Consider the following 20,050-nt stretch of genomic DNA (forward strand, 5'->3'; position numbering starts at 1 on the left):
CCGCGCTTCGCCGGTCAGCCCATGCTCTTCGCGCCGTCCAGGGACTCGCGGATGATGTCGGCGTGCCCGGCGTGCTGGAACGTCTCGCCGGCGATGTGCATCAGCACCATCCGGGCCGACCAGGACGCGTCCGGCTGGAACCAGGGCGCCTTGGGCAGCGGCTGGGCGGCGTCCAGGTCGGGGAGCGCGGCGACCAGCTCGTCGGTCCGCCGCGCGGTCTCGGCGTAGGCGGCGAGCACGCCCTCCAGCGTCTCGTCGGGCAGCAGCAGGAAGTCCTCGGCCCGGCGCTTGAAGTCCTCTTCGGTCATGGCGCTGAAGTCGGGCATGGCGGACGGCCCCTCCACGATGAAGTCCGCCCAGCCCCGCTCGACCGAGGTGACGTGCTTGATCAGGCCGCCCAGGCACAGCTCGCTCGTGGTCGTGCGCTGCCGGGCCTGGTCGTCGGTGAGGTCGCGGACGGTGAAGCGCAGGAAGTGCCGGGCCTTGGCCAGCAGGGCGAGCAGGTCGGCGCGCTCGCCGGTCACCGCGGGCGCTCCGTCGCGGCTCTTCTCGGCGGTGTCGTTCATAGGTCTGACCTCCAGGTCGTCTCGTTCCGTCGGACAGGGTCCACGCTACGGGCCATAGCGGTCACTTTCTGACCTGAATTGCGGGAGGATGGAGGTCATGGCGAACACGAGCACCCGGACGCTGCGGCTGCTGTCCCTGCTGCAGAGCCACCGGTACTGGCCGGGCACCGAACTGGCCGACCGCCTCGGCGTCTCCGTCCGCACCCTGCGCCGCGACGTCGACCGGCTCCGCGAGCTCGGCTACCCGGTCGAGGCGCAGCGCGGCGTCGACGGCGGCTACCAGCTCGCCGCCGGCGCCGCGCTGCCGCCGCTGGTGATCGACGACGAGGAGGCCGTCGCCCTGGCCGTCGGGCTCCAGGCCGCCGCGCAGGGCCCGGTGGAGGGCATCGCCGAACCCTCCGTCCGCGTCCTGGCCAAGATCGAGCAGGTGATGCCGGCCCGGCTGCGCCGCCGCGTCGAGGCGCTGCGCGCCATGACCGTGACCGCCGGCTGGGGCGGCCCGTCCCGGTCCGACGTCGACCCCGGCGTCCTCACCGCCGTCGCGCTCGCCTGCCGCGACAACGAGCGGCTCCGGTTCGCCTACACCGCCGCCGACGGCCGCCGCACCGACCGCCATGCCGAACCCCACCGGCTCGTCTCCCTCGGCCGCCGCTGGTACCTCGTCGCCTACGACCTGACACGCGGCGACTGGCGCAACCTCCGCGTCGACCGGCTCACCGAACCGCGGGGCACCGGCGCCCGGTTCCGCCCGCGCACCCTCCCGGTCGCCGACGCGGCCGAGTTCGTCCGGACCCGCCTGGACAGCGCACCCCGCTCCTACCAGGTCGAGGTCCTCGTGGACGCCCCCGCGCAGGTCGCCCGGGAGCGCATCGGCCGGTGGAGCACCGTGGAGGAGATCGACGCCGGACACTGCCGCGTGCACATCGTCGCCGACTCTCTGGAGTGGCCGACGATGGCGCTGGGCACCCTCGGCGCCGACTTCCGCGTCGTGCGCCCGCCCGAGTTGATCGACCTGCTCCACGACTGGGCGACACGCTTCCACCGCGCCTCGACCGCCCCCGAGACGCGCCCCTAGCGCGGAGCGGACCGCCCGATGCGGCGTCCTCGCCCCGCCCGCCGCCGCTAGGCTCTCCCAGTGATCGAAGCATGGCCGCGCTCCCCCCGGGCCGCCGAAGCCCGCCAGCGGCATCGCATCACCCCAGCCCCCCGCACCGCCCCGAAGGAGACCGCCGTGGAGATCGCCAACGACGGGTCCGGCGCGGCCCCGCTCGCACGACGGGACCCGCTCGTGACCGCGCCGGTCCGGGTCCTGGTCGCCGACGACCAGGCGCTGATCCGCACCGGATTCGCGACGATCATCGACGCCCAGCCCGACCTGGAGATCGTCGGCGAGTGCGGGGACGGCCGCGCCGCCGTCGACCTCGCCCGGAGGCTGGCCCCCGACATGGTCGTGATGGACGTCCGGATGCCCGTGCTCGACGGCATCGAGGCGACCCGGCTGCTGGCCGGGGCCGGCGTGACGGACCCCGTCAAGGTCCTCGTGGTGACGACGTTCAACCTGGACGAGTACGTCTACGAGGCGCTGCGCGCCGGCGCGAGCGGGTTCCTGCTCAAGGACGCCCCGCCGGCGCAGCTGCTGCACGGCATCCGCACCGTCGCGTCCGGCGCCGCGCTGCTGGCGCCCGAGGTGACGCGGCAGCTCGTCGGCCGGTACGCGGCGCGGATCCGGCCCACCGAGCGCACGCCGGACGGCACCGCGCTGACCCCGCGCGAGCTGGAGGTGCTCCGCCACATCGCCGACGGCCTGTCCAACAGCGAGATCGCCGCGACGCTGGTCATCAGCCAGGAGACCGTCAAGACCTACGTGTCGCGCATCCTCGCCAAGCTCAACCTGCGCGACCGCGTGCAGGCGGTCGTCTACGCCTACCGCAACGGCCTGGTGACCTGAGGCATCCCGTCACGGCCGCCGGACCACGGTGACGTCGAACTCCAGCACGACCTTCGGGCTGACCATCGCACTCGTCAGGGCGTTCCCGCGCACGCCCCAGTCCTCCCGGTCGATCGGCGCGCCGCCCTCGAAGCGGACCCGGAAGCCGTCCGCCGGGTCGTCCTCGGCTTCGGCGAGCACGAACCCGACGGTGACCGGCCGGGTCACCCCCCGGACGGTCAGGTCGCCGGTGACCGCGAAGGCGTCGTCGCCGGACCGCCGCACCCCGGTCGAGGCGAAGGTGAGGGCCGGGTGGGCGGCCGCGTCCAGGAACGTCCTGCTCAGGTACTCGTCGCGCCGCCGGTTGCCCGTCTGGACGCTGCCCGCCCGGATGGTGAGCCGGGCGCTGGACTTCGACGGGTCGGCGCCGTCCAGGCGCACCCCGCCCTCGAACTCGTCGAACCGGCCGCGCACCTTCGTGGACAGCGTGTGCCGGGCGACGAACCCTATCCGCGTCCGGGCGGTGTCCAGCACGTAGTCGCCGGTCAGTTCGCTGAGCGTGGTCACTGTCGTCATGCTTCGGCTCCTCAGGAAAGAATTCAGGTCCGCCCGCACGACGACGCAGGCGCCCGGATTGTGAGGCCGCTCTCAGGGAGCCGGATAACGGCCGCCCGTTGCGCGATGGACAACGGCCGGGTTGTATTGATCTGACCGGCTGGACACCCCCGGACCGTCCGGCCGGCAGCGAGGGGCCGGCGATGCGGACATGGCGCAAGGACGCGATCGGCATGGCGGTCCTCGCCCTGATCGTCTGGGCCGCGTTCGTCATCGTGTGGAGCGAGTACGCCTGGTCGACCGTGCACCACCTCGACCGCACGGACCTGCGCGGCAGCCATCGGACGAAACAGAACCTGCTGCTCGCCGCCGTCGCGGTCTTCGGTGTGCCCCCGCTGGGCGCCGTCCTCGGCTGGGTGTGGGGCCCCATTTCCAACGCTTCCAGGCGACCGTCCTGGTGCACCGCAGCGGGTTTCCTCGCCGGAGCGCTGAGCCTGACCGTGATCGGCGCCATCGGCTTCGTCCTGGCCTTGTACCGCGCCATGCACTCGTGGACCTTCTGACCAGCCCAGACGGGCGCGGTCACTCCAGATCGAGACCCTTCGGGACGTCCGTTGGACGCAGCTCCGCTCGTATACGGAGGTAGCGGACCGAGTGGCGCCAGCGGCCGTGCTCGGTCGCGGCGTCCACACTGATCTCCGCCACGAGGTCGGGGACGACCCGGACGTACGACGGGGTCGGCTTCTCGGCACCGGGCATTCCTCCGGCCCATCCCGCGGGGAGTTCGGCAGGCCAGGGATGCTCGTCTCCGGCCGGCCTCAGGAGGGCGGCCACCGCCTGGGCCGTGGCGGGGGCCAGCGGTGCGGAGCGGGCGACGACGCGCAACCGCCCGCCCCCGCCCCGCTCGTAGCGGCCGAGGATCAGGGTCTGGGGCGCGTCGACGCTTCCGGTGACGCCGCCGATGACGGCTTCGGTCGTGGTGCGGTGCTTGACCTTCCACCAGCCGCGCTTGCCCTCGCGGTAGCGGCCGGTGGCGGCCTTGACGACCAGGCCCTCGATGCCCTGCGCGGGCAGGATCTCGAACCACAACCGAGCCTCGCCGGCGTCGCGCATCTGCGGGCACAGGACGATCAGGGAAGCGTCCGGGACGTCGGCGAGCAGGCGTTCGAGGGCCTCGCGGCGCTCGGCCAGCGGTCTCGGCCGGTAGTCGGTTCCGCCGGCCTCCAGCACGTCGAACACCACGTAGTGGCACGGCTCGGCCAGGGCGAGGCCGCGCCGCCGACGGCCGGCGACATGGCGGCGTTGCAGCGCGGCGAAGTCCAGGCGCCCGTCGCGTCCCCAGCGGACGATCTCGCCGTCCACCACCGTGCCGGGCGGGAGGACGTCGAACACCGCCAGGACGACCTCGGGGAACGCGTCGTTGAACGGCTTCAGGCGGCGCGACCAGAGGCGGACGCCGCCGTCCTCGTTCACGATCGCCAGCGCGCGGAACCCGTCCCACTTGGGCTCGTACCGGCAACCGCCCGGGCACGCCGATTCGTCCGGGATGTGATCGATCGCCGTGGCCGCCATGGGGACGACCGGCCCACCGATGCGCATAGCCGCCCCCAGAAACCGGTTCGTGGTGTGCGGCTACCCGCCATCCCGGCGCCGACAGCACCGCTACCGGTTTCTTGAGGGCCCGATGGCCAGGTCATTGCGCGGGTGGAGGACCATCGGCGGCGACGGGCGAACCGGCGCGGGCGCCGTCCGGTGAACCGGTAGCGCGATGCCGGCCGAGGCGCCGCCGGCCGGCCGATAAGGCGACCTTGGGGTCGCCTTCGGTGATGTGCAGGCGGGTGTGCAGGCCGGTGACGTGCAGGATCCGCAGGACCCGTGGATGCGGGTGGTACAGCCGCAGCTGCCGGCCGCGGCGGTCCAGGCTCTGATGGGCCCAGACCATGACGGCCAGCCCGCTGGAGTCGGTGAAGGTGAGCTCCGACAGTTCCAGCAGCAGCCGGTGCGGGTCGTGTTCGTTGAGGACGACGGTGATGTGGCGGTGCAGGCCGCCGGCCGTGGCCAGGTCCAGCTCGCCGCACAGCCGCAGCACCGTGGTGCGGCCGTCGTGCTGGACGCCGATCCGCAGCGGCGCCGGTTCCGGGCCATGGTGACCGGCACCGGTCGGGACCGGTGCCGTCCAGGGCGCCGGCCCCGGCGGCTTCGGCGCCGGCTTCGACGGGGTGTTCTGCGTCTGCGATGGTGCGGTACGGCGTCGTGCCGTGGTCATGGGCCCTCCGGGAGCGGTGCGAGATCTCCGGGACCGGGCGGGGGTCAGGGGCCGGACCAAGGTGGATCGGATCGAATGTGACGACAGGTTTCGGGGTCGTCGGTCGGACGAGGTGCCGAGGGTCAGCGAACGTCGTCGCCGAGTATTTCGGCGGCCAGATCGGCGACGCGGCGGCGGCTGTCGCGGGCCTGCTTGCGCAGCCGGTTGAAGGCGGACACGGCGTCGATGCCGTGGGTGGCCATCAGGTAGCCGATGGCGCGCTCGATGACCACGCGATAGTCCAGCGCGTACTGCAGTTGCGTGGCGGTGACGCTGTTCTGCTGGGACGACAGCGCGGCCGTCACGAGCTCGGCCGCCAGACCGGCGTAGGCGCGCAGCGCGGAGATGTCGGAGTCGTCCCACTCGGCGGGTTCGGAGCGGTACACGTTCAGGGTGCCGACGGGGCTGCCGCCCAGCATGATCGGCACTCCGGCGACCGCCCGCACCCGCTCGTCCAGCAGTTCCACCAGCTGGGGCCAGCGGGCGTCGGAGCGGACGTCCTTGGTGGTGACCAGCCGGCCCTCGACATAGGTGTCGTGGCAGGGGCCCTGCTCGGCGTCGGCCTGGGCCTGCTCCAGCGACTTCCCGACCTCGTCGGAGGCGGCCACGAACATCAGCCGCTGGTGCTCGTCGATGAGCATGATCCCGGCGCCGTCGTAGCCGAACAGCTGGTCGACCGAGCCGACGATCCGCCCCAGCGCGCGGACCACGTCGGTGTCGTGCGGGGACTTGCGCAGCTGTTCCAGGCTGGTGCGCAAGGCGTCGGTGTTGATGTGCATCAGACCCCTTCGGGGGTGTCCGGGAGCGTCCGGCGACGGTGAGGTGCCGTGACGCCCTGAAAGTGAACGCGGGCGGGCGTCATAGCCCGCGGTGCTCGGGGACCACGGCCGCGAGCTGGACCAGCAGGTCGGCGGCGGTCTCGGCGAGGTGCTCGGCGACCGCGATGTGGTCGCTGGTCCAACGGCCGGGTGTGCGCCGGTAGAAGTTGAGCGCTCCGGTGGCGGTGCCCTCGACGTGCACCGGGATCGACAGCACGGCCCGCACCGAGGCGGCCCGCCGCGCCAGCCGCTCGTAGCCGGCGCCGCCGTGCCGCCGCAGGTCGGCCACCGCGACCGGACGGTCGGCGGCGACGGACTCGTGCGCCGGCCCCGACTGCTCGGACTGCTCGGCGTACTGCAGCTCCAGGCCCTCGGCGCTGGACCCGCCCACCGCACGCAGCCTGCCGTGCCCGTCGGCCAGCATCAGCGCCACGCCGTCGGCCTGCGAGATCGCGGTCATGGACTGCAACGCCCGCGACACGCCTCCCGCGGCCATCGCAAGGCCGGCATCGGGTGGGGCGCCGTCGGGCGGGTCGTCGCGGGAATGGCCGGTGGCAGGGGTGTCCGCCATGATCACTACCTTGGGGATCGTCGAACGGGTCGTCCGCGGACGCACGGCGGAACTTCACGCCACCCTACCCAGCCGAGCGGAGAGGAAACGATCCGCCGCCGGCGCCGCCGACCACCCCCTCCCGAGCACCGGAAACCGGCATCGGCGACAGTCCTTGGCGAAACCGAAAACCGCACCGGCCGATCGCGTGACGGTGGCGCACCTAGCGTTTGTGCTGTGAGTCAGGCGCGGCCCGTCATGAGTTACGACGTCCATGGCACGCAGTCATGGGTCGACCTGGCCAGCCCGGATTCCGAGGTTTCGAAGGCGTTCTACTGCGGCCTGTTCGGCTGGGATTCCTACACGCTGGCGTTCAGCGGATTCAGCGATTACGAGATCCTCACCGAAGGCGCTTCGGGCCCGGGCATCGCCGGCGTCCAGGCGCTGGCCGACGACACCGAGTCCCCCTCGTGGACCTGCGTCTTCCGGGTCGACGACGTGGACGCGTGCGTGGGGACCGTCGAGGCCGCGGGCGGCCGGTGCCGGGTGGACCCCACCGACGTCGCGCAGATGGCGCGGATAGCCCAGTTCGCCGACCCCCAGGGCGCCGAGTTCGGCGTCTGGCAGCCGGGCCCCTCGGGCGAGACCACGGTGATCGGCGACCGCTCGGCCGCGTGCTTCGTCGAGCTGGCCTGCCGCGACCTCGCCGAGGCCGGGCGCTTCTACGGGCGGGTCTTCGGCTGGTCGGTCATGGACGCGGACGACGGGCATCCGGCGTGGACGCGCTGGAAGGTCGGCGACCAGCTCGTGGCCGGCGGGGTCGCCATGGACGACAGCCGGCCCGCGGACCGTCCCTCGCAATGGACCCCGTACTTCGACGTCCCGGACTGCGACGCCGCCACCGGCAGAGCCGTCGAGCTCGGCGCGCGGGTCCGGGTGCCGCCGGCCGACATCGACCTGGGCCGGTTCTCGATCATGACCGACCCCACGGGCGTGCGCTTCGCCCTCATCGCCCTGGCCGGCCCGGACAGGTGACCGCCCGGTCCGGGCGGCATGCCCGACCAGGCCCTACGCCGATTCGCCGGTCAACGGTGTGATCGCACGGAGGCAGAACGCCGTGATGCGCTCGATGTCGCCGCCCGTGGGACTGCTTTCGCTCCACAGGTAGCCGCCCAGCTTGCCGAAGGTCGCGTAAGCGGCCAGCGACGCGTCGAAGGCCGGGTCGGCGCTGCCGAGGTCGCGCAGTGGTCCGGGCAGCAGTTCGGCCAGGCGGTCGCTGGGCGTCGGCGGCGTGGAGCCGACGACCTCGCTCACCGCGCCCGCGTTCCACAGCACCGCCCGCGTGGTCGCGGCGATCTCCTCGTCGGCCTGGGAGAGGACGCCCCGAACCCAGCGGCGCACCTTCCCTTCCGGTGTCGGCTCCTTGGCCATCTGGTGGGCCACGTAGCTGTACAGGCGCTCGGCTCCGTCCTCGAGCAGGGCCGCGACCAGCGCGTCCTTCGAGGGGAAGTGCCGGTAGAACGCCTCGTTCGACAACCCGGCCGCGCTCACGATGTCGGCCACGCGCGGACGCGATGCCGTGCCGCGCTCCTTCATGACGTCGAGCGCGGCATCGAGCAGGCGGCGCACCTCGCCGGCGTAGTCGGCGCCCCGCTTGGCGAGGGCCCGCCGGGCGATCCGGCTCACGACGTCGCCCACCTGGCCGGAGGCCGGCCGGGGGGCGGCCGGCCGCTCATTCATCGGACCGGACCGCGCGGGTCCCCACCACCAAGATCAGAACTGTATTCTGCTTCACGAGAATGATATTCTCATCAACGAGAGGAGGGTGCAAATGGGATGGGACTTCGAGACCGACCCCGCGTACCAGGAGAAGCTGGACTGGGCGGACGAGTTCGTCCGGGAGGAGGTCGAGCCGCTCGACCTGCTCTGGGGGAACGAGACCTTCCTGCCCAGGGACGACACCAAGCGCAGGATCCTCGAACCGCTCAAGGCCGAGGTGAAGCGGCAGGGGCTGTGGGCGACGCATCTCGGCCCCGAGCTGGGCGGGCAGGGCCACGGCCAGCTCAAGCTGGCGCTGCTGAACGAGATCCTCGGACGCTCGCCATGGGCGTCCCACGTGTTCGGGTGCCAGGCGCCGGACACCGGCAACGCCGAGATCATCGCGCACTACGGCACCGAGGAGCAGAAAGAGCGCTACCTGCAGCCACTGCTGGACGGTGAGATCTTCTCCAGCTACTCGATGACCGAGCCGCACGCCGGAGCCGACCCGACACAGTTCACCTGCCAGGCCGACAAGGACGGCGACGAGTGGGTCATCAACGGATGGAAGTACTTCTCCTCCAACGCCAAGGTGGCCTCGTTCCTCATCGTCATGGCGGTGACCGACCCGGAGGTGAGCCGGTACCAGGGCATGTCGATGTTCCTGGTCCCCACCGACACGGCCGGCGTCAAGATCGAGCGCAACGTCGGCCTGTACGGCGAGGCGATGAACGACGGCTTCCACGCGCTCATCCACTACGACGGCGTGCGCGTCCCCGCGGACGCGCTGCTGGGCGGCGAGAACCAGGCCTTCGCGGTGGCCCAGACCCGGCTGGGCGGCGGCCGCATCCACCACGCCATGCGGACCATCGGCCTCGCGCAGAAGGCCCTGGACATGATGTGCGAGCGCGCACTGTCCCGCGAGACCCAGGGCAGCCTGCTGGCCGACAAGCAGTTCGTCCAGGGCTACATCGCCGACTCCTACGCGCAACTAATCCAGTTCCGGCTGTTCGTGCTCTACACCGCGTGGCAGATCGACAAGCACAACGACTACAAGAAGGTCCGCAAGGACATCGCCACCGCCAAGGTCGTCATGCCGACGGTGCTGCACGACATCGCCTGGCGGGCCATGCAGGTCCACGGCGCGCTCGGCACCACCAACGAGATGCCGTTCTTCCAGATGATCCACGGCGCCGGCGTGATGGGCCTCGCCGACGGCCCGACCGAGGTGCACAAGGTCACCGTGGCCAAGCAGGTCCTGCGCGGCTACCGGCCCGGCGACGGCCGGTGGCCCACGGAATGGATCCCCGGGAAGGCCGAGGCCGCCCGGGCCAAGTTCGCCGACCGCATCGAACACGAGGTGGGGAACCTGTGATCGACTTTCAACGGCTCGCCGCCTGGATGGACGACGCCGGACTGCCCGGCAAGGGCGCCCCGATCGAGCACCGGCTGCTGTCCGGCGGCACCCAGAACGAGATCCACGAGATCGTCCGGGGCGACGAGCGCTGCGTCATCCGGATCCCGCCACCGGAGGCGCCCGCCGACCGGGACAAGGGCATCCTGCGCGAATGGCGCATCGTCGAAGCACTGGACGGCACCGAAGTGCCGCACACCAAGGCGGTCGCGGTGTGCGAGGACACCTCGGTCCTCGGCCGCCCCTTCTACCTCATGGGCTTCGTCGAGGGCTGGTCCCCCATGGGCCGGACGGCATGGCCGGCGCCCTTCGACACCGACCTTGAGGCGCGCGCCGGGCTCGGCTACCAGCTCGCCGAGGGCATCGCCCTGCTGTCCAGAGTCGACTGGAAGGCCAAGGGCCTGCACGACCTCGGCCGCCCCGACGGCTTCCACGAGCGCCAGGTCGACCGCTGGACGCGCTTCCTCGACCGGATCAAGGGCCGCGACCTCCCCGGCTTCGACGTCGCCGCGGCGTGGCTGCGCGCCCACCGTCCGCTGGACTACGTCCCCGGCATCATGCACGGCGACTACCAGTTCGCCAACGTCATGTTCCACGACGGCGCACCGGCCCGCCTCGCCGCCATCGTCGACTGGGAGATGGGCACCGTCGGCGACCCCAAGCTCGACCTCGCCTGGATGATCCAGAGCTGGCCGGAGGACACCAGCGCGCCCGAGGCGTCCGAGGCGTCGTATGTCGACCTGCGCGGAATGCCGTCGCGCGACCGGCTCCTCGCCCACTACGCCGAGGTCTCGGGCCGCCAGGTCGACGACATCGACTACTACCTCGTCCTCGCCAAATGGAAGCTCGGCGTGGTGCTGGAGCAGGGCTACCAGCGGGCGGGCGACGACGAGAAACTCCTGGCCTTCGGCCCCATCGTCCTCGACCTGATGAAGGAGGCCGCCGAACTGGCCGAATCGAGCCGGTACACCTCATAAGCGGTGGTCCTGCGAGACGGCCGCCTCGCATGGAGGCCGTCACTTCGCGGACAGGGCGCGCAGCGCGAGTTCCACGTGGTGCCGGATCGTGTCCGGTTCGGAGTCGGGGATCAACTGCGCGATGCGGACGAGTCCGAGAAGTTGATAGGCGATGTCGCGAGCGGTCACATCGGCGGCGAGGGTGTGGTCGGTGCGGGAGCGGTCGACGGCCTCCTGGCCGATCGCGGTGAGGTGCGAGAGGCATCGTTGGAGATCCGCGTCCGACGGTGATCCGGCGGAGAGCAGATCGACCATCGCCTTGTTGCCGATGAGCTGGGACATCGTCGCGGTGAAGAACTCCCGGAGACCGGCGGCCGCGGACGCGCGTTCGGGAAGGGCCGCCCCGGCGAGGCCGGCGAGGTCGGTCCCCGTCACGGCGTGCACGAGGTGTTCGCGGGTCGGGAAGTGCCGGTAGAGGGTGCCGATGCCGACACCGGCCGCGGCGGCGACGGCCCGCATGTCCACGGCCATGCCGCGCTCCCGGAACGCCTCTTCCGCGGCCGCCAGGATCCGTTCCCTGTTGGCGACGGCGTCCCGCCGCTGCTTGCGATCCTCGGCCATCCCCTCACTATAGCGATCCGGAACAACTGTTCCGATTGGTGTAGGTTGATCCGGAACATATGTTCCGGAAGCAGTGGAGGCGGGCCATGAGGACCATCGTGATCACCGGAGGGACCGACGGCATGGGAGCGGCGCTGGCGCGTCACTTCCTGAGAGCGGGCGACCGCGTCGTGGTGATCGGACGGAGCCGCGCCAAGTTCGACGCACTGCTCGCGACCGTGACCGCCGACGACCAGTCGGCGGTGTCACGAGCGGAGTTCGTCGCGGCCGACCTGTCATCGATCGCCGACAGCCGCCGCGTGGTCGAGCACCTGAATGCCAACCACGAGCGAATCCACGCACTGGTCCTCGCGGCCTCGTTCATCCGGCAACGCCGGCACACCACGCCCGAGGGACGCGAGGCGTCCTGGGCGCTGTTCTTCGTCTCCAAATACGTGTTCGTCACCGGACTCGCCGCGCTCCTCGGTGCGGCCGAGCGGCCCGTCATCGTGAACACGGCTGTCCCCGGCGCGCGAGTCGACGCCATCGACTTCGACGACCTCGACATGAGCGAGGGCTTCACCTTCAGGCAGTCCAACGCGCAGCAGCGTCGAGCCAACGAACTGCTCGGCATCCTCGCCACCGACCAGAACCCGGACCTGACCTACGTGACGTGGGGCCCGGCCCGGCTCGTCCGTTCCAGCTTCGCCGGCGAAATCGGGATGGGCATGAAGATCGCCGCCGCAGTGCTCGGACCGCTGCTGGGCCAACGCCCGGCCGCCGCGGTCCGCCCGATCATCGGCCTCATCAACACTCCGACCCCGGGAAGGGCCGCCTACCGCGGCACCAAAAAGCTCCCCCTCACCGTCGGCGACCACGACGACGAGGACGCCACGCGCCTAGCGAAGGCAGTCGAAGCCGACCTCTGACACCAACTACGCAGGACGTGCGCTCCGGACCGCCAGTACGGCCGCCGAAGCGCAGGCCCCGCTGACCACCGCGCGCGACCCGTCCCGGACGCCGACCCGGAGATGACCGCGCCCGCCGAAGGCGAACTCGTCCGGACGCTGCGGTCCGCGCGCACTCAGCCGGAAAGGGAGTTGTCGGCACGTGGGCCGCCCGCCACAAGGTCAAGTCATGTCCGACCCCGACACCACCCCGCGCTCGCACGGGAAATGCACGAGCACCTGCGGTGGCGCAACGCGAGGAACCGGCATCCGGATGGCCAGGCTGCGCAACGGCGGGCACGCGCTCGGATCAGCGGCGAGAGCCATCGCCGATGGGGGCGCCCTCGGCCCCGAGCCGCGTGACCGACCTGGTGATCAATAGTGGTCACCGCACCGGCCGTCTCGGCCCGGGCTCAGGCCGGCCGGGCGACGGGCCTGAGGCCGTCCATCAGGAGGTCCAACAGGCGACCGGCCTTGGCTTCATGCTCGCGCCGGGGGGCCACGGTGAAGATGCCGATGAGGGAGGCGGCGATGTCTTCGGCGGTGACGTCGGAGCGGAGGTCGCCCGCCGCGCGACCGGCGTCGAGAATCGTGGTGATGGCCGCCAGTAGCTCGCTCCGGGTCTGCGCATGGGCGATCTCGCCCGACTCGATCATCGCGAGCAGCGTGTCGAGCATGCCGTTCTTGGTCGCGATCCAGTCCCCGAACAAGTCCATCCAGCGCCGCATCGCCGCAGCCGGGGGCAGCCGGTCGAGCAGCTCGCGGGCGCCGGTCGTCAGCCGCACGACCTGGTCCCGGTAGACCGCGTCGACCAGCGACTCGCGGGTCGGGAAGTGCCGGTAGAGCGTGGCGATGCCGACGCCGGCCTCGCGCGCGATCGCACGCATCGACGGCTCGCCGTCAGCCGACACGAACACGCGGGTCGCCACCGCGAGCAACTGGTCGCGGTTACGGGTCGCGTCCGCCCGCGGCGCGCGCATCTCCACCTCACTCAAAACGGATCACGCTCCGGTTGTGTTAGGGTCGCCCATGTAAACGGAGCATAGTCCGTTTCGACGCGTTCCTCGGTGCCCAAGGAGACAGGCGTACATGCAGGAGCAGAGCGATCAACCGCAGACGGGCAGGAGCAGGGCGGTCCGGCTCGATTCGTTCGGCGGCCCCGAAGTCCTGGACGTCCGTGAGGTTCCCGCTCCGCAGGCCGGCCCGGGACAGGTCCGCGTGCGGGTCACTGCGGCCGGCCTGAACCCGATGGACTGGATCATGACCGCCGACGCGGACACCGCCGCCCGGTTCGGATTGAGCCTCCCGGCCGGGTTCGGGACCGACTACGCGGGAGTGGTCGACCAGGTCGGTGACGGGGTGACCGGCTTCGCATCCGGCGACCGGGTGTTCGGGGGCGCCCTGTCCCGCGCGGTCGCCGACTTCGTGGTGGTCGACGCGGCCGGGGAGACCGCGGCGAACGAAGCCCATCACACTCCCGGCGGCGTCGACGACCGCACCGCCGCCACCCTCACGATCGCCGGCCGCACGGCATCCGCCGCCCTCGCCGTGATCGACCCCGGCCCGGACGACACAGTGCTGATCGGCGGCGCGGCGGGCGGGGTCGGGGTGTTCGCCGTCCAGCTGGCCCGGATCGCAGGAGCGCGCGTGATCGGAACGGGATCGGCGACATCGTCCGATTTCCTGCGCGATCTCGGAGCCGAGCCGGTCGCCTACGGCGACGGCCTGGCCGACCGGGTCCGAGCCCTCGCTCCCGGCGGCGTCACCGCAGCCATCGACCTGCACGGGACGGAGACAGTGCACGCCGCAAGGGAACTCGGCGTCCCGGACGGCCGCATCTGCACCATCGCCGCGCAAGTCGACGGCGTGTCGGCGGCCAACGGCGCGAACGCCGCTCCCGGCGCCCTGGAAGAGATCGCCCGCCTGATCGCGGCGGGCCGACTCCGGGTGCCCATCGCGGCGAACTTCCCGGTCGAGCAGATCCGCCGCGCTGCCGAACTCCAGGCCGGCCGGCACGTCCACGGCAAGGTCGTCATCGACCTCTAGAGCCTCAGCGGGCGGGAAGCCGTCCCCGCCTGATCAGTGACGACGGCATCGCATTCATCGCCGCGACGGCCTTGACCACCCGATCCCAGATCGAGGGTGCATCACTTCAATGGCGGCACGGTGGACGGCGCCGGGCGAGGGCGTCACATCGGCCGTGGGAACGCAACGCGTTGTTGCAGTTCGGCAGAACGACATCACGATCGGAGTCAGAGGTCAGGCTGCCAGCAGGATCGATGACCGTCCGCGGTTCATCGTCACCGCTCATCTGGTGTGCGGGCTTCAACCCGCACACCAGGTGAGCGACACCGTCGTTGATGACGAGTTCGAGGAGCAGCCGGTCCAGGTGCCGCCAGGTGCGGCGTCGGACGAGCAACTGATCGCAATGCTGGTGGATCGTCCTCGGCCCGGTCAGGGCGGCACGTCGTGGACGCGGTGCGGGGCGGGCCTTGCCCCGGATGCTGTCCTGAGATCGTTTAACGGTGTGGCCGGAATGCGCCAGAAAACTGCCGCGCCTGGACGCTGTCACCTGGGATGAGGTTAGTTAATTCCAAGCGACCCAGGAAGGGGCGTGGCGGTGAAATTCACTGGATCGATATTACCCGTTGCCGCAGCCACTGTGATCGTTTTCGGTGCCGTTTCCTGCAAGGACTCGGGCAGTTCGGATAATCCAGGCGGTGGTGGGCCGCATTCCGCGCCGGCCCACGGAGGAGGGGGCAATCCGACGCCGGTGCAGCCGACGGCGACAACGCAGCCGCCTGAGGATCCCGGCGGATCCGGCGGTTCGAGCCCCTGAGGCCGGTGCCGCCGAACCGGCCCTCGACGGAGAACACCGAGGACGTCGAAGGGCATCGCCCCGCAGGGTGGGCGGCCGGCCTGCAAGCCCTCGGGCAGGTCCTCGCCCAGACGACCTTGATCGTCGCGGTGCTGTACTACTTCGGCTGGGCACGGAGTTACGCGCTCTACCCCTACTTCGGGGTCGAGCCCTCGATGCTGCGGTTCTCGGTGACCGACTACGTGCTGCGCAGCGTGGTCGTCACGGTTCAGCCACTGGTCATCGCAACCCTGGCGATCTTGGCACTACCGTGGGCGCACCGCATGCTCCGGAAGACGGTGGCAAAGCAGGTCACCGGCGGCCGACGCCTCCTTCTGCGCGTCGTCATCATCGGCTGCGCCTGCACAGGCGCCGCATTCTGCGTCGCCGGACTCCTCGGCTTCTACAACGTCGTCGTCTACAGCACTCGATATCCGCTCGTCCCGATCTTCATAGGCATCGGTGTCGCGCTGGTGATGTACGCCGCTTGCTGGAGGGGGGCGACATCAGAGAATCCCGCTCCGAAGGGAATCGAGGGTTTGCAAGCCGCGGTACTGGTCGCCCTCGCCGGAGTATTGGTGCTCTGGGCCGTCGGCGTCTACGCGAATCTGGACGGAACGGACTCGGCTCGGTCGATCGAACGCCGCCTTGACGAGCGGCCACCCGTCGTGGTCTACAGCACCACGGATCTCGCCCTTTCCGCGCCGAACACGGGCCTCAGGGCGGAGCGGCTCCACGCGGTCCACGGCCAGTACGTCTACCGGTACACCGGGCTGCGGCTCCTCACCTATTCCAATGGCAGGTACATCCTGCTGCCCGAACATTGGGCCCACGCCCGGGATCCGGCGTTCATCCTTGACGAACGCGACAGCCTGAGATTCGAGATCCGCCACGCGTGACCGGCCTCGTGTCCCGCGCGGTCCGGGGCGCCCGGGTACACGATCGTCTGCTCGGGCATGCGGGCTCCTCCGGGCCGTTGGTCGACGACGAGCTGCCCTCCGCCACCGATTCCGATGTCGAGTACCCGGAGTCGGTGCCGGAGGATCCCTTCCTCGAGCACATCCACCGCCTCGCCCTGCCCGACGACCCTGACCTGAACGGCGAGAAGATGATCCCGATCAGGGCGGTGGTGACGATACTTCAGGAGCGGTGGGAGGCCGCGCTCGGTCAGCGGGCGACGCTGTCACCGCGGTCCGCCGTACGGTCGCTGGATGAGCTTCTCGCCCCTACCGGAAGCCGTTCGGGACCTTCGTCTCCCGATCGTGCGAAAGGCCGGTCTCCCGTATGGGAACCGGCCTTTGACCTGGGTGGAGCTGAGGGGATTTGATCCCCTGACCCCCTCGACGCGAACAGGACGAATCAAGTTTTACAGGGCCGGTCGTTCAACAACTTTGAGATAAAGTCACAGGTGAGAGCGACTCTTCATCCGCACCGTGTCACCGGGTTTCAAGATCGACCAGACCGTCCTTGATGACATCTCGATGACATGGAGGATCACTACCTCTTGGAGGCTCCCATGGGTTTCACGCGGCCCCGCACGGCGAAAGGCGGCCGAGTCCGCTACATCGCCCTCTACCGCGACCATCGCAGCAAGGTCAGATCCGCCGGTACCTACTCATCCGAGCGCCAGGCAGACAAAGCATGGCAAAAGCCGAGGCGAAACTCGCGTTAGAGCGCCTGCCCGACGCCACCAAGGGCCGCCAGCGATTCCGCCGCTACGTCGAGGACGTCTGGTTCCCCAACCACGTCGTCGAACTCCGGACACGAGAGAACTACGACTACGAGATCCACCGCCACATCATGCCCTGGTTCGCCAGCATGCGGGTGATCGACATCCTGCCCATCGACGTCCGGGAATGGGTCACGCACCTGCAGAAGGAGGGCGTCAGCCCACCGACCATCCGCTACTGCATGACGATCCTGAGCGCCGTCTTCACGACAGCGCTCAACGACCTCGTCATCGTCCTCCACCCCTGCAAGGGAGTGAAAACACCACCGGTCCCCAAGAAGAAGCGCACCATCATCATGCCCGAGCAGTTCGACGCCCTCTACGAGTCACTGACCGACGCGCGCATGAAGCTGCTCGTGGAAGTAAAGGTCGAGACCGGCCTCCGCTGGGGTGAACTCACGGAGCTGAGACCGAAGGACATCGACTTCGCGACGCGGACCCTCACCGTCAGCCGGGTCATCATCGAACTCAACCCGAGGCACCACCCGGAAGGCGGCCGCTTCCTGGTGAAGGATTACCCGAAGGACAGGGAGCACCGCAGCGTCCGCCTCAGCAAGCAGATCGCCCGCAAGGTCCAGAAATACATCAGCGAAGAGGGCATCAAGGAGAACGACCTCCTCTTCTTCCTGCGCCAGGACGAACTTCCACGCCAACGACGGCTACGCGTCCTCCTCGATCCCGAGACCCTCGGCTTCATCGAGCCTGAGTGCCGCTACAGGCACGGAACGCTCAGCGGATACTCCGCAGGCAAATGCCGCTGCCAACACTGCAAGGACATCTACGCCGACTACCGTGCCCGCCGACGCGAAGCCGGCAAGGACTCCCCCAGACGCCGCCGCACGATCAACACCGACGGCCACATCCCACGAACGTGGTTCCGCGACCACGTCTGGAAGCCGGCGATCAAAGCGGCTGACCTCCGCATCCACCTCCGCCCTCACGACCTCCGCCACGCCCACGCATCCTGGCTCCTGGCGGGCGGCGCTGACCTCCAGGCCGTGAAGGAACGGCTCGGCCACGCCAGCATCACCACCACCGAGAAATACCTGCACACTCTCCCCGACGAGGACGACACCGCGCTCGACGCCTTCGACAAGATCCGCAACCGCTCGAAACCCGCCTCGATCCGAGCCGTCTAGAACCGACACAGCTCCCAGGGCGCCTCAGGTGCCCTGGGAGTCGAACCGTATGGCGACGTTCAAGCCGCCGTCGACGCGTGCGTCGGCAGTGAGGGTGGCGTGGTGGGCTTGGGCGACGGCATTCACGATGGCGAGGCCGAGGCCGTAGCCGTCGTGGCGCCCGTGACGATCAGGTGCCAACTTTTGGAAGGGTTGGAAGAGGCGCTGGATCTGATCGCCGGGAACGACCGGCCCGCTGTTGGTGACTCCGAGGACCGCCTGCGTGCCGGACGTACGAGTTGTGATCTCTACGTGGCCGCCTGCGTGGTTGTGGCGGATGGCATTGTCGATGAGGTTGGCGACGAGGCTTTCGATCAATTTCGGGTCCCCGGCCGTCACAGCGGGCGTCAGGTGCTCGGCGATGTCGATGCCTCTCTCCGTTGCCTGGTCGCGGCGGAAGGCGAGCGCTCGCTCGACGACTTGGGCAAGGTCGAGGCGGTCCCGGCGGGCGGCGCCGCGCTCGCTGGTGGCCAAGGCGAGCAGTGCCTGGACGAGCCGCTCCTGGTGTTCGCCGAGGGCGAGGGCCTCCTGGCAGGCCGAGCGCAGGGTGTCGGTGTCGCCATCGGGGGCGGCGAGGGCGACTTCGAGGAGGGTGCGCTGGCCGGCCAGAGGGGTGCGCAGTTCGTGGGAGGCGTTGGCGACGAAGTGGCGTTGGGCGTCGAAGGAGGCTTGGAGGCGAGCGAACAGGTCGTCGAGGGTGCGGCCCAGTTCGGTCAGCTCGTCCGTCGGTTCACCGAGGTCGAGGCGCCGGTGGAGGTCACCGGCAGAGATATTCCTGGCGGTGGCGGTGATGGTGCGCAGCGGATCCAGGAACCGGCCCGCGACGAGCCAGCCGAGCGCCAGGGCGACGGGAACCAGGACGATCAAGGCGATGGCGGAGCCCGTGAAGAGCTGGGCCAGGCTGATCCCGGGTCCGGTTCCGGTGGTCACGCCCGATGAGGGCCGGCCCTTGGGTGTGGCCCCGTCGACGCTGACGAGCGGGACGAGCACGAGGACGAGGACGAAGACCCCGGCGGCGTAGATTCCCGCCGCGTAGGCGAGCGCGAGTCGCGTCTGCAGAGACCTTCTGGCGAGCTGCAGGGAAGTCATGTCGATCCGATGCGGTAGCCGCCTTCGCGAACGGTCTCGATCACGGGCGGCTCGCCGAGCTTGGCCCGCAGCCGGTGCATGGTGTGCTTGACGGCGCTGCTGAAGGGGTCGGCGGCCTCGTCCCAGACGCGTTCGAGCAGTTCCTCAGCGGAGATGACCAGGCCGGGCGCGGCGAGCAGGCATTCGAGCAGGGCGAACTCCTTGGGGCTCAGCGCAAGGCGCCGGCCGGCCCGGAACGCGGTGCGGCGGGCCGGATCGAGAGTGATGTCCCCGCTTTCCAGGGTGGGCGGGAGCGGCGGGGCGGCGCGGCGGGCCAGCGCGCGGACGCGGGCGACCAGTTCGGCGAACGCGAACGGTTTGGGCAGGTAGTCGTCGGCGCCGAGGCTGAGCCCGTGGACGCGGTCCTCGATCGTGCCGGAGGCGGTGAGCATCAGGACGCGGGTCTCGCAGCGGCCGTGGGCGAGCCGCCGGCAGATCTCGTCCCCGTGGACGCCGGGCAGGTCCCGGTCGAGGATCACCACGTCGTAGCGGGTGACGGCCAGGCGGTCGAGGGCGTCGGTTCCGTCGAGGACGACGTCGACGGCCATGCCCTCGTGCCGCAGCCCGGTTCCGATCGAGCGGGCGAGGACCTCGAAGTCCTCGACGACGAGGATCCTCACTGCCACGCACCATCGGTGGTCGCGCCTGCCGGGCGGCTGCCGGGTCGAGGGGTCATGTTCCGACGATGTCAGATCCCCGGTCGCAGCCCGGTCGCGGTCGCTGCGACCGGGCTGGGACCTGGTGCCGCGTACAACCGTCGGC

The 20,050-nt window shown here is 70.3% G+C and carries 23 protein-coding genes; 12 read left to right on the top strand and 11 right to left on the bottom strand.

Annotated features, from left to right (window positions below):
* Window positions 1–14: 14 nt before the first annotated feature.
* Window positions 15–566, bottom strand: coding sequence for a DinB family protein (locus ACA514_RS06365; RefSeq protein WP_375040064.1), 552 nt, complete (start codon window positions 564–566; stop codon window positions 15–17).
* Window positions 567–663: 97 nt separating this feature from the next.
* On the opposite strand from ACA514_RS06365, the gene ACA514_RS06370 reads away from it, so the two are divergent.
* Both ACA514_RS06370 and ACA514_RS06375 read left to right on the top strand, forming a co-directional pair.
* Complete coding sequence (locus tag ACA514_RS06370; RefSeq protein ID WP_375040065.1) at window positions 664–1,641, top strand: helix-turn-helix transcriptional regulator; 978 nt, start codon at window positions 664–666, stop codon at window positions 1,639–1,641.
* Window positions 1,642–1,854: 213 nt separating this feature from the next.
* Window positions 1,855–2,514 (top strand): response regulator, encoded by a 660-nt coding sequence (locus tag ACA514_RS06375; RefSeq protein ID WP_375040282.1) that lies wholly within the window; start codon window positions 1,855–1,857, stop codon window positions 2,512–2,514.
* A 9-nt stretch (window positions 2,515–2,523) separates the two neighbouring features.
* Here ACA514_RS06375 and ACA514_RS06380 read toward each other — a convergent pair whose 3' ends face one another.
* Entirely contained in the window at window positions 2,524–3,069 is a 546-nt protein-coding gene (locus ACA514_RS06380; protein ID WP_375040066.1) for a YceI family protein, read from the bottom strand.
* 182 nt (window positions 3,070–3,251) lie between these two features.
* Between ACA514_RS06380 and ACA514_RS06385 the strand changes: the two genes are divergently transcribed.
* Window positions 3,252–3,611 carry a hypothetical protein gene (locus ACA514_RS06385; protein WP_375040067.1) on the top strand — a complete coding sequence of 120 codons (360 nt, stop codon included), beginning with the start codon at window positions 3,252–3,254 and terminating at the stop codon, window positions 3,609–3,611.
* Window positions 3,612–3,630: 19 nt separating this feature from the next.
* Here the strand turns inward: ACA514_RS06385 and ACA514_RS06390 are convergent, their stop codons facing one another.
* From ACA514_RS06390 to ACA514_RS06405, 4 genes are all read right to left on the bottom strand, one after another.
* On the bottom strand, window positions 3,631–4,647 hold the full coding sequence (locus tag ACA514_RS06390) for an ATP-dependent DNA ligase (protein WP_375040068.1): 1,017 nt from the start codon (window positions 4,645–4,647) through the stop codon (window positions 3,631–3,633).
* A gap of 94 nt (window positions 4,648–4,741) precedes the next feature.
* Entirely contained in the window at window positions 4,742–5,314 is a 573-nt protein-coding gene (locus ACA514_RS06395; RefSeq protein ID WP_375040069.1) for an STAS domain-containing protein, read from the bottom strand.
* A gap of 122 nt (window positions 5,315–5,436) precedes the next feature.
* On the bottom strand, window positions 5,437–6,132 hold the full coding sequence (locus ACA514_RS06400) for an ANTAR domain-containing protein (protein WP_375040070.1): 696 nt from the start codon (window positions 6,130–6,132) through the stop codon (window positions 5,437–5,439).
* Window positions 6,133–6,211: 79 nt separating this feature from the next.
* Window positions 6,212–6,742: a GAF domain-containing protein gene (locus ACA514_RS06405; RefSeq protein ID WP_375040071.1), complete on the bottom strand. Its 531-nt coding sequence runs from the start codon at window positions 6,740–6,742 to the stop codon at window positions 6,212–6,214.
* Between the two features lie 216 nt (window positions 6,743–6,958).
* Here ACA514_RS06405 and ACA514_RS06410 point away from each other — a divergent pair, with 216 nt between their 5' ends.
* Window positions 6,959–7,756, top strand: a complete 798-nt coding sequence (locus ACA514_RS06410) for a VOC family protein (RefSeq protein WP_375040072.1) — start codon at window positions 6,959–6,961, stop codon at window positions 7,754–7,756.
* 33 nt (window positions 7,757–7,789) lie between these two features.
* Here ACA514_RS06410 and ACA514_RS06415 read toward each other — a convergent pair whose 3' ends face one another.
* Window positions 7,790–8,419 carry a TetR/AcrR family transcriptional regulator gene (locus ACA514_RS06415; protein WP_375040073.1) on the bottom strand — a complete coding sequence of 210 codons (630 nt, stop codon included), beginning with the start codon at window positions 8,417–8,419 and terminating at the stop codon, window positions 7,790–7,792.
* Window positions 8,420–8,552: 133 nt separating this feature from the next.
* Between ACA514_RS06415 and ACA514_RS06420 the strand changes: the two genes are divergently transcribed.
* Window positions 8,553–9,854: an acyl-CoA dehydrogenase family protein gene (locus ACA514_RS06420; RefSeq protein ID WP_375040074.1), complete on the top strand. Its 1,302-nt coding sequence runs from the start codon at window positions 8,553–8,555 to the stop codon at window positions 9,852–9,854.
* Entirely contained in the window at window positions 9,851–10,870 is a 1,020-nt protein-coding gene (locus tag ACA514_RS06425; protein ID WP_375040075.1) for a phosphotransferase family protein, read from the top strand. The genes ACA514_RS06420 and ACA514_RS06425 overlap by 4 nt, the downstream gene beginning before the upstream one ends.
* Window positions 10,871–10,909: 39 nt before the next feature.
* Here the strand turns inward: ACA514_RS06425 and ACA514_RS06430 are convergent, their stop codons facing one another.
* Window positions 10,910–11,470 (bottom strand): TetR/AcrR family transcriptional regulator, encoded by a 561-nt coding sequence (locus ACA514_RS06430; protein ID WP_375040076.1) that lies wholly within the window; start codon window positions 11,468–11,470, stop codon window positions 10,910–10,912.
* Between the two features lie 86 nt (window positions 11,471–11,556).
* Between ACA514_RS06430 and ACA514_RS06435 the strand changes: the two genes are divergently transcribed.
* Window positions 11,557–12,378: an SDR family NAD(P)-dependent oxidoreductase gene (locus ACA514_RS06435; protein WP_375040077.1), complete on the top strand. Its 822-nt coding sequence runs from the start codon at window positions 11,557–11,559 to the stop codon at window positions 12,376–12,378.
* A gap of 431 nt (window positions 12,379–12,809) precedes the next feature.
* Here the strand turns inward: ACA514_RS06435 and ACA514_RS06440 are convergent, their stop codons facing one another.
* Window positions 12,810–13,382: a TetR/AcrR family transcriptional regulator gene (locus tag ACA514_RS06440; RefSeq protein WP_375040283.1), complete on the bottom strand. Its 573-nt coding sequence runs from the start codon at window positions 13,380–13,382 to the stop codon at window positions 12,810–12,812.
* Between the two features lie 103 nt (window positions 13,383–13,485).
* On the opposite strand from ACA514_RS06440, the gene ACA514_RS06445 reads away from it, so the two are divergent.
* The 5 genes from ACA514_RS06445 (at window position 13,486) to ACA514_RS06465 (ending at window position 18,121) form a co-directional block, all read left to right on the top strand.
* Window positions 13,486–14,442: an NADP-dependent oxidoreductase gene (locus ACA514_RS06445; protein WP_375040078.1), complete on the top strand. Its 957-nt coding sequence runs from the start codon at window positions 13,486–13,488 to the stop codon at window positions 14,440–14,442.
* A gap of 109 nt (window positions 14,443–14,551) precedes the next feature.
* A complete protein-coding gene (locus tag ACA514_RS06450) occupies window positions 14,552–14,977 on the top strand; it encodes a hypothetical protein (RefSeq protein ID WP_375040079.1) in 426 nt (141 codons plus the stop codon).
* A 263-nt stretch (window positions 14,978–15,240) separates the two neighbouring features.
* On the top strand, window positions 15,241–16,152 hold the full coding sequence (locus ACA514_RS06455; protein WP_375040080.1) for a hypothetical protein: 912 nt from the start codon (window positions 15,241–15,243) through the stop codon (window positions 16,150–16,152).
* Complete coding sequence (locus ACA514_RS06460; protein WP_375040081.1) at window positions 16,149–16,580, top strand: hypothetical protein; 432 nt, start codon at window positions 16,149–16,151, stop codon at window positions 16,578–16,580. Before ACA514_RS06455 ends, ACA514_RS06460 begins: the two co-directional genes overlap by 4 nt.
* A gap of 314 nt (window positions 16,581–16,894) precedes the next feature.
* On the top strand, window positions 16,895–18,121 hold the full coding sequence (locus ACA514_RS06465; protein ID WP_375040082.1) for a tyrosine-type recombinase/integrase: 1,227 nt from the start codon (window positions 16,895–16,897) through the stop codon (window positions 18,119–18,121).
* Window positions 18,122–18,145: 24 nt separating this feature from the next.
* Here the strand turns inward: ACA514_RS06465 and ACA514_RS06470 are convergent, their stop codons facing one another.
* Window positions 18,146–19,249: a sensor histidine kinase gene (locus ACA514_RS06470; protein WP_375040083.1), complete on the bottom strand. Its 1,104-nt coding sequence runs from the start codon at window positions 19,247–19,249 to the stop codon at window positions 18,146–18,148.
* Window positions 19,246–19,908, bottom strand: coding sequence for a response regulator transcription factor (locus tag ACA514_RS06475; RefSeq protein ID WP_375040284.1), 663 nt, complete (start codon window positions 19,906–19,908; stop codon window positions 19,246–19,248). The genes ACA514_RS06470 and ACA514_RS06475 overlap by 4 nt, the downstream gene beginning before the upstream one ends.
* Window positions 19,909–20,050: the final 142 nt, after the last annotated feature.

The organism is Actinomadura sp. NTSP31, from assembly GCF_041951385.1.
Lineage (GTDB): Bacteria > Actinomycetota > Actinomycetes > Streptosporangiales > Streptosporangiaceae > Spirillospora > Spirillospora napierensis.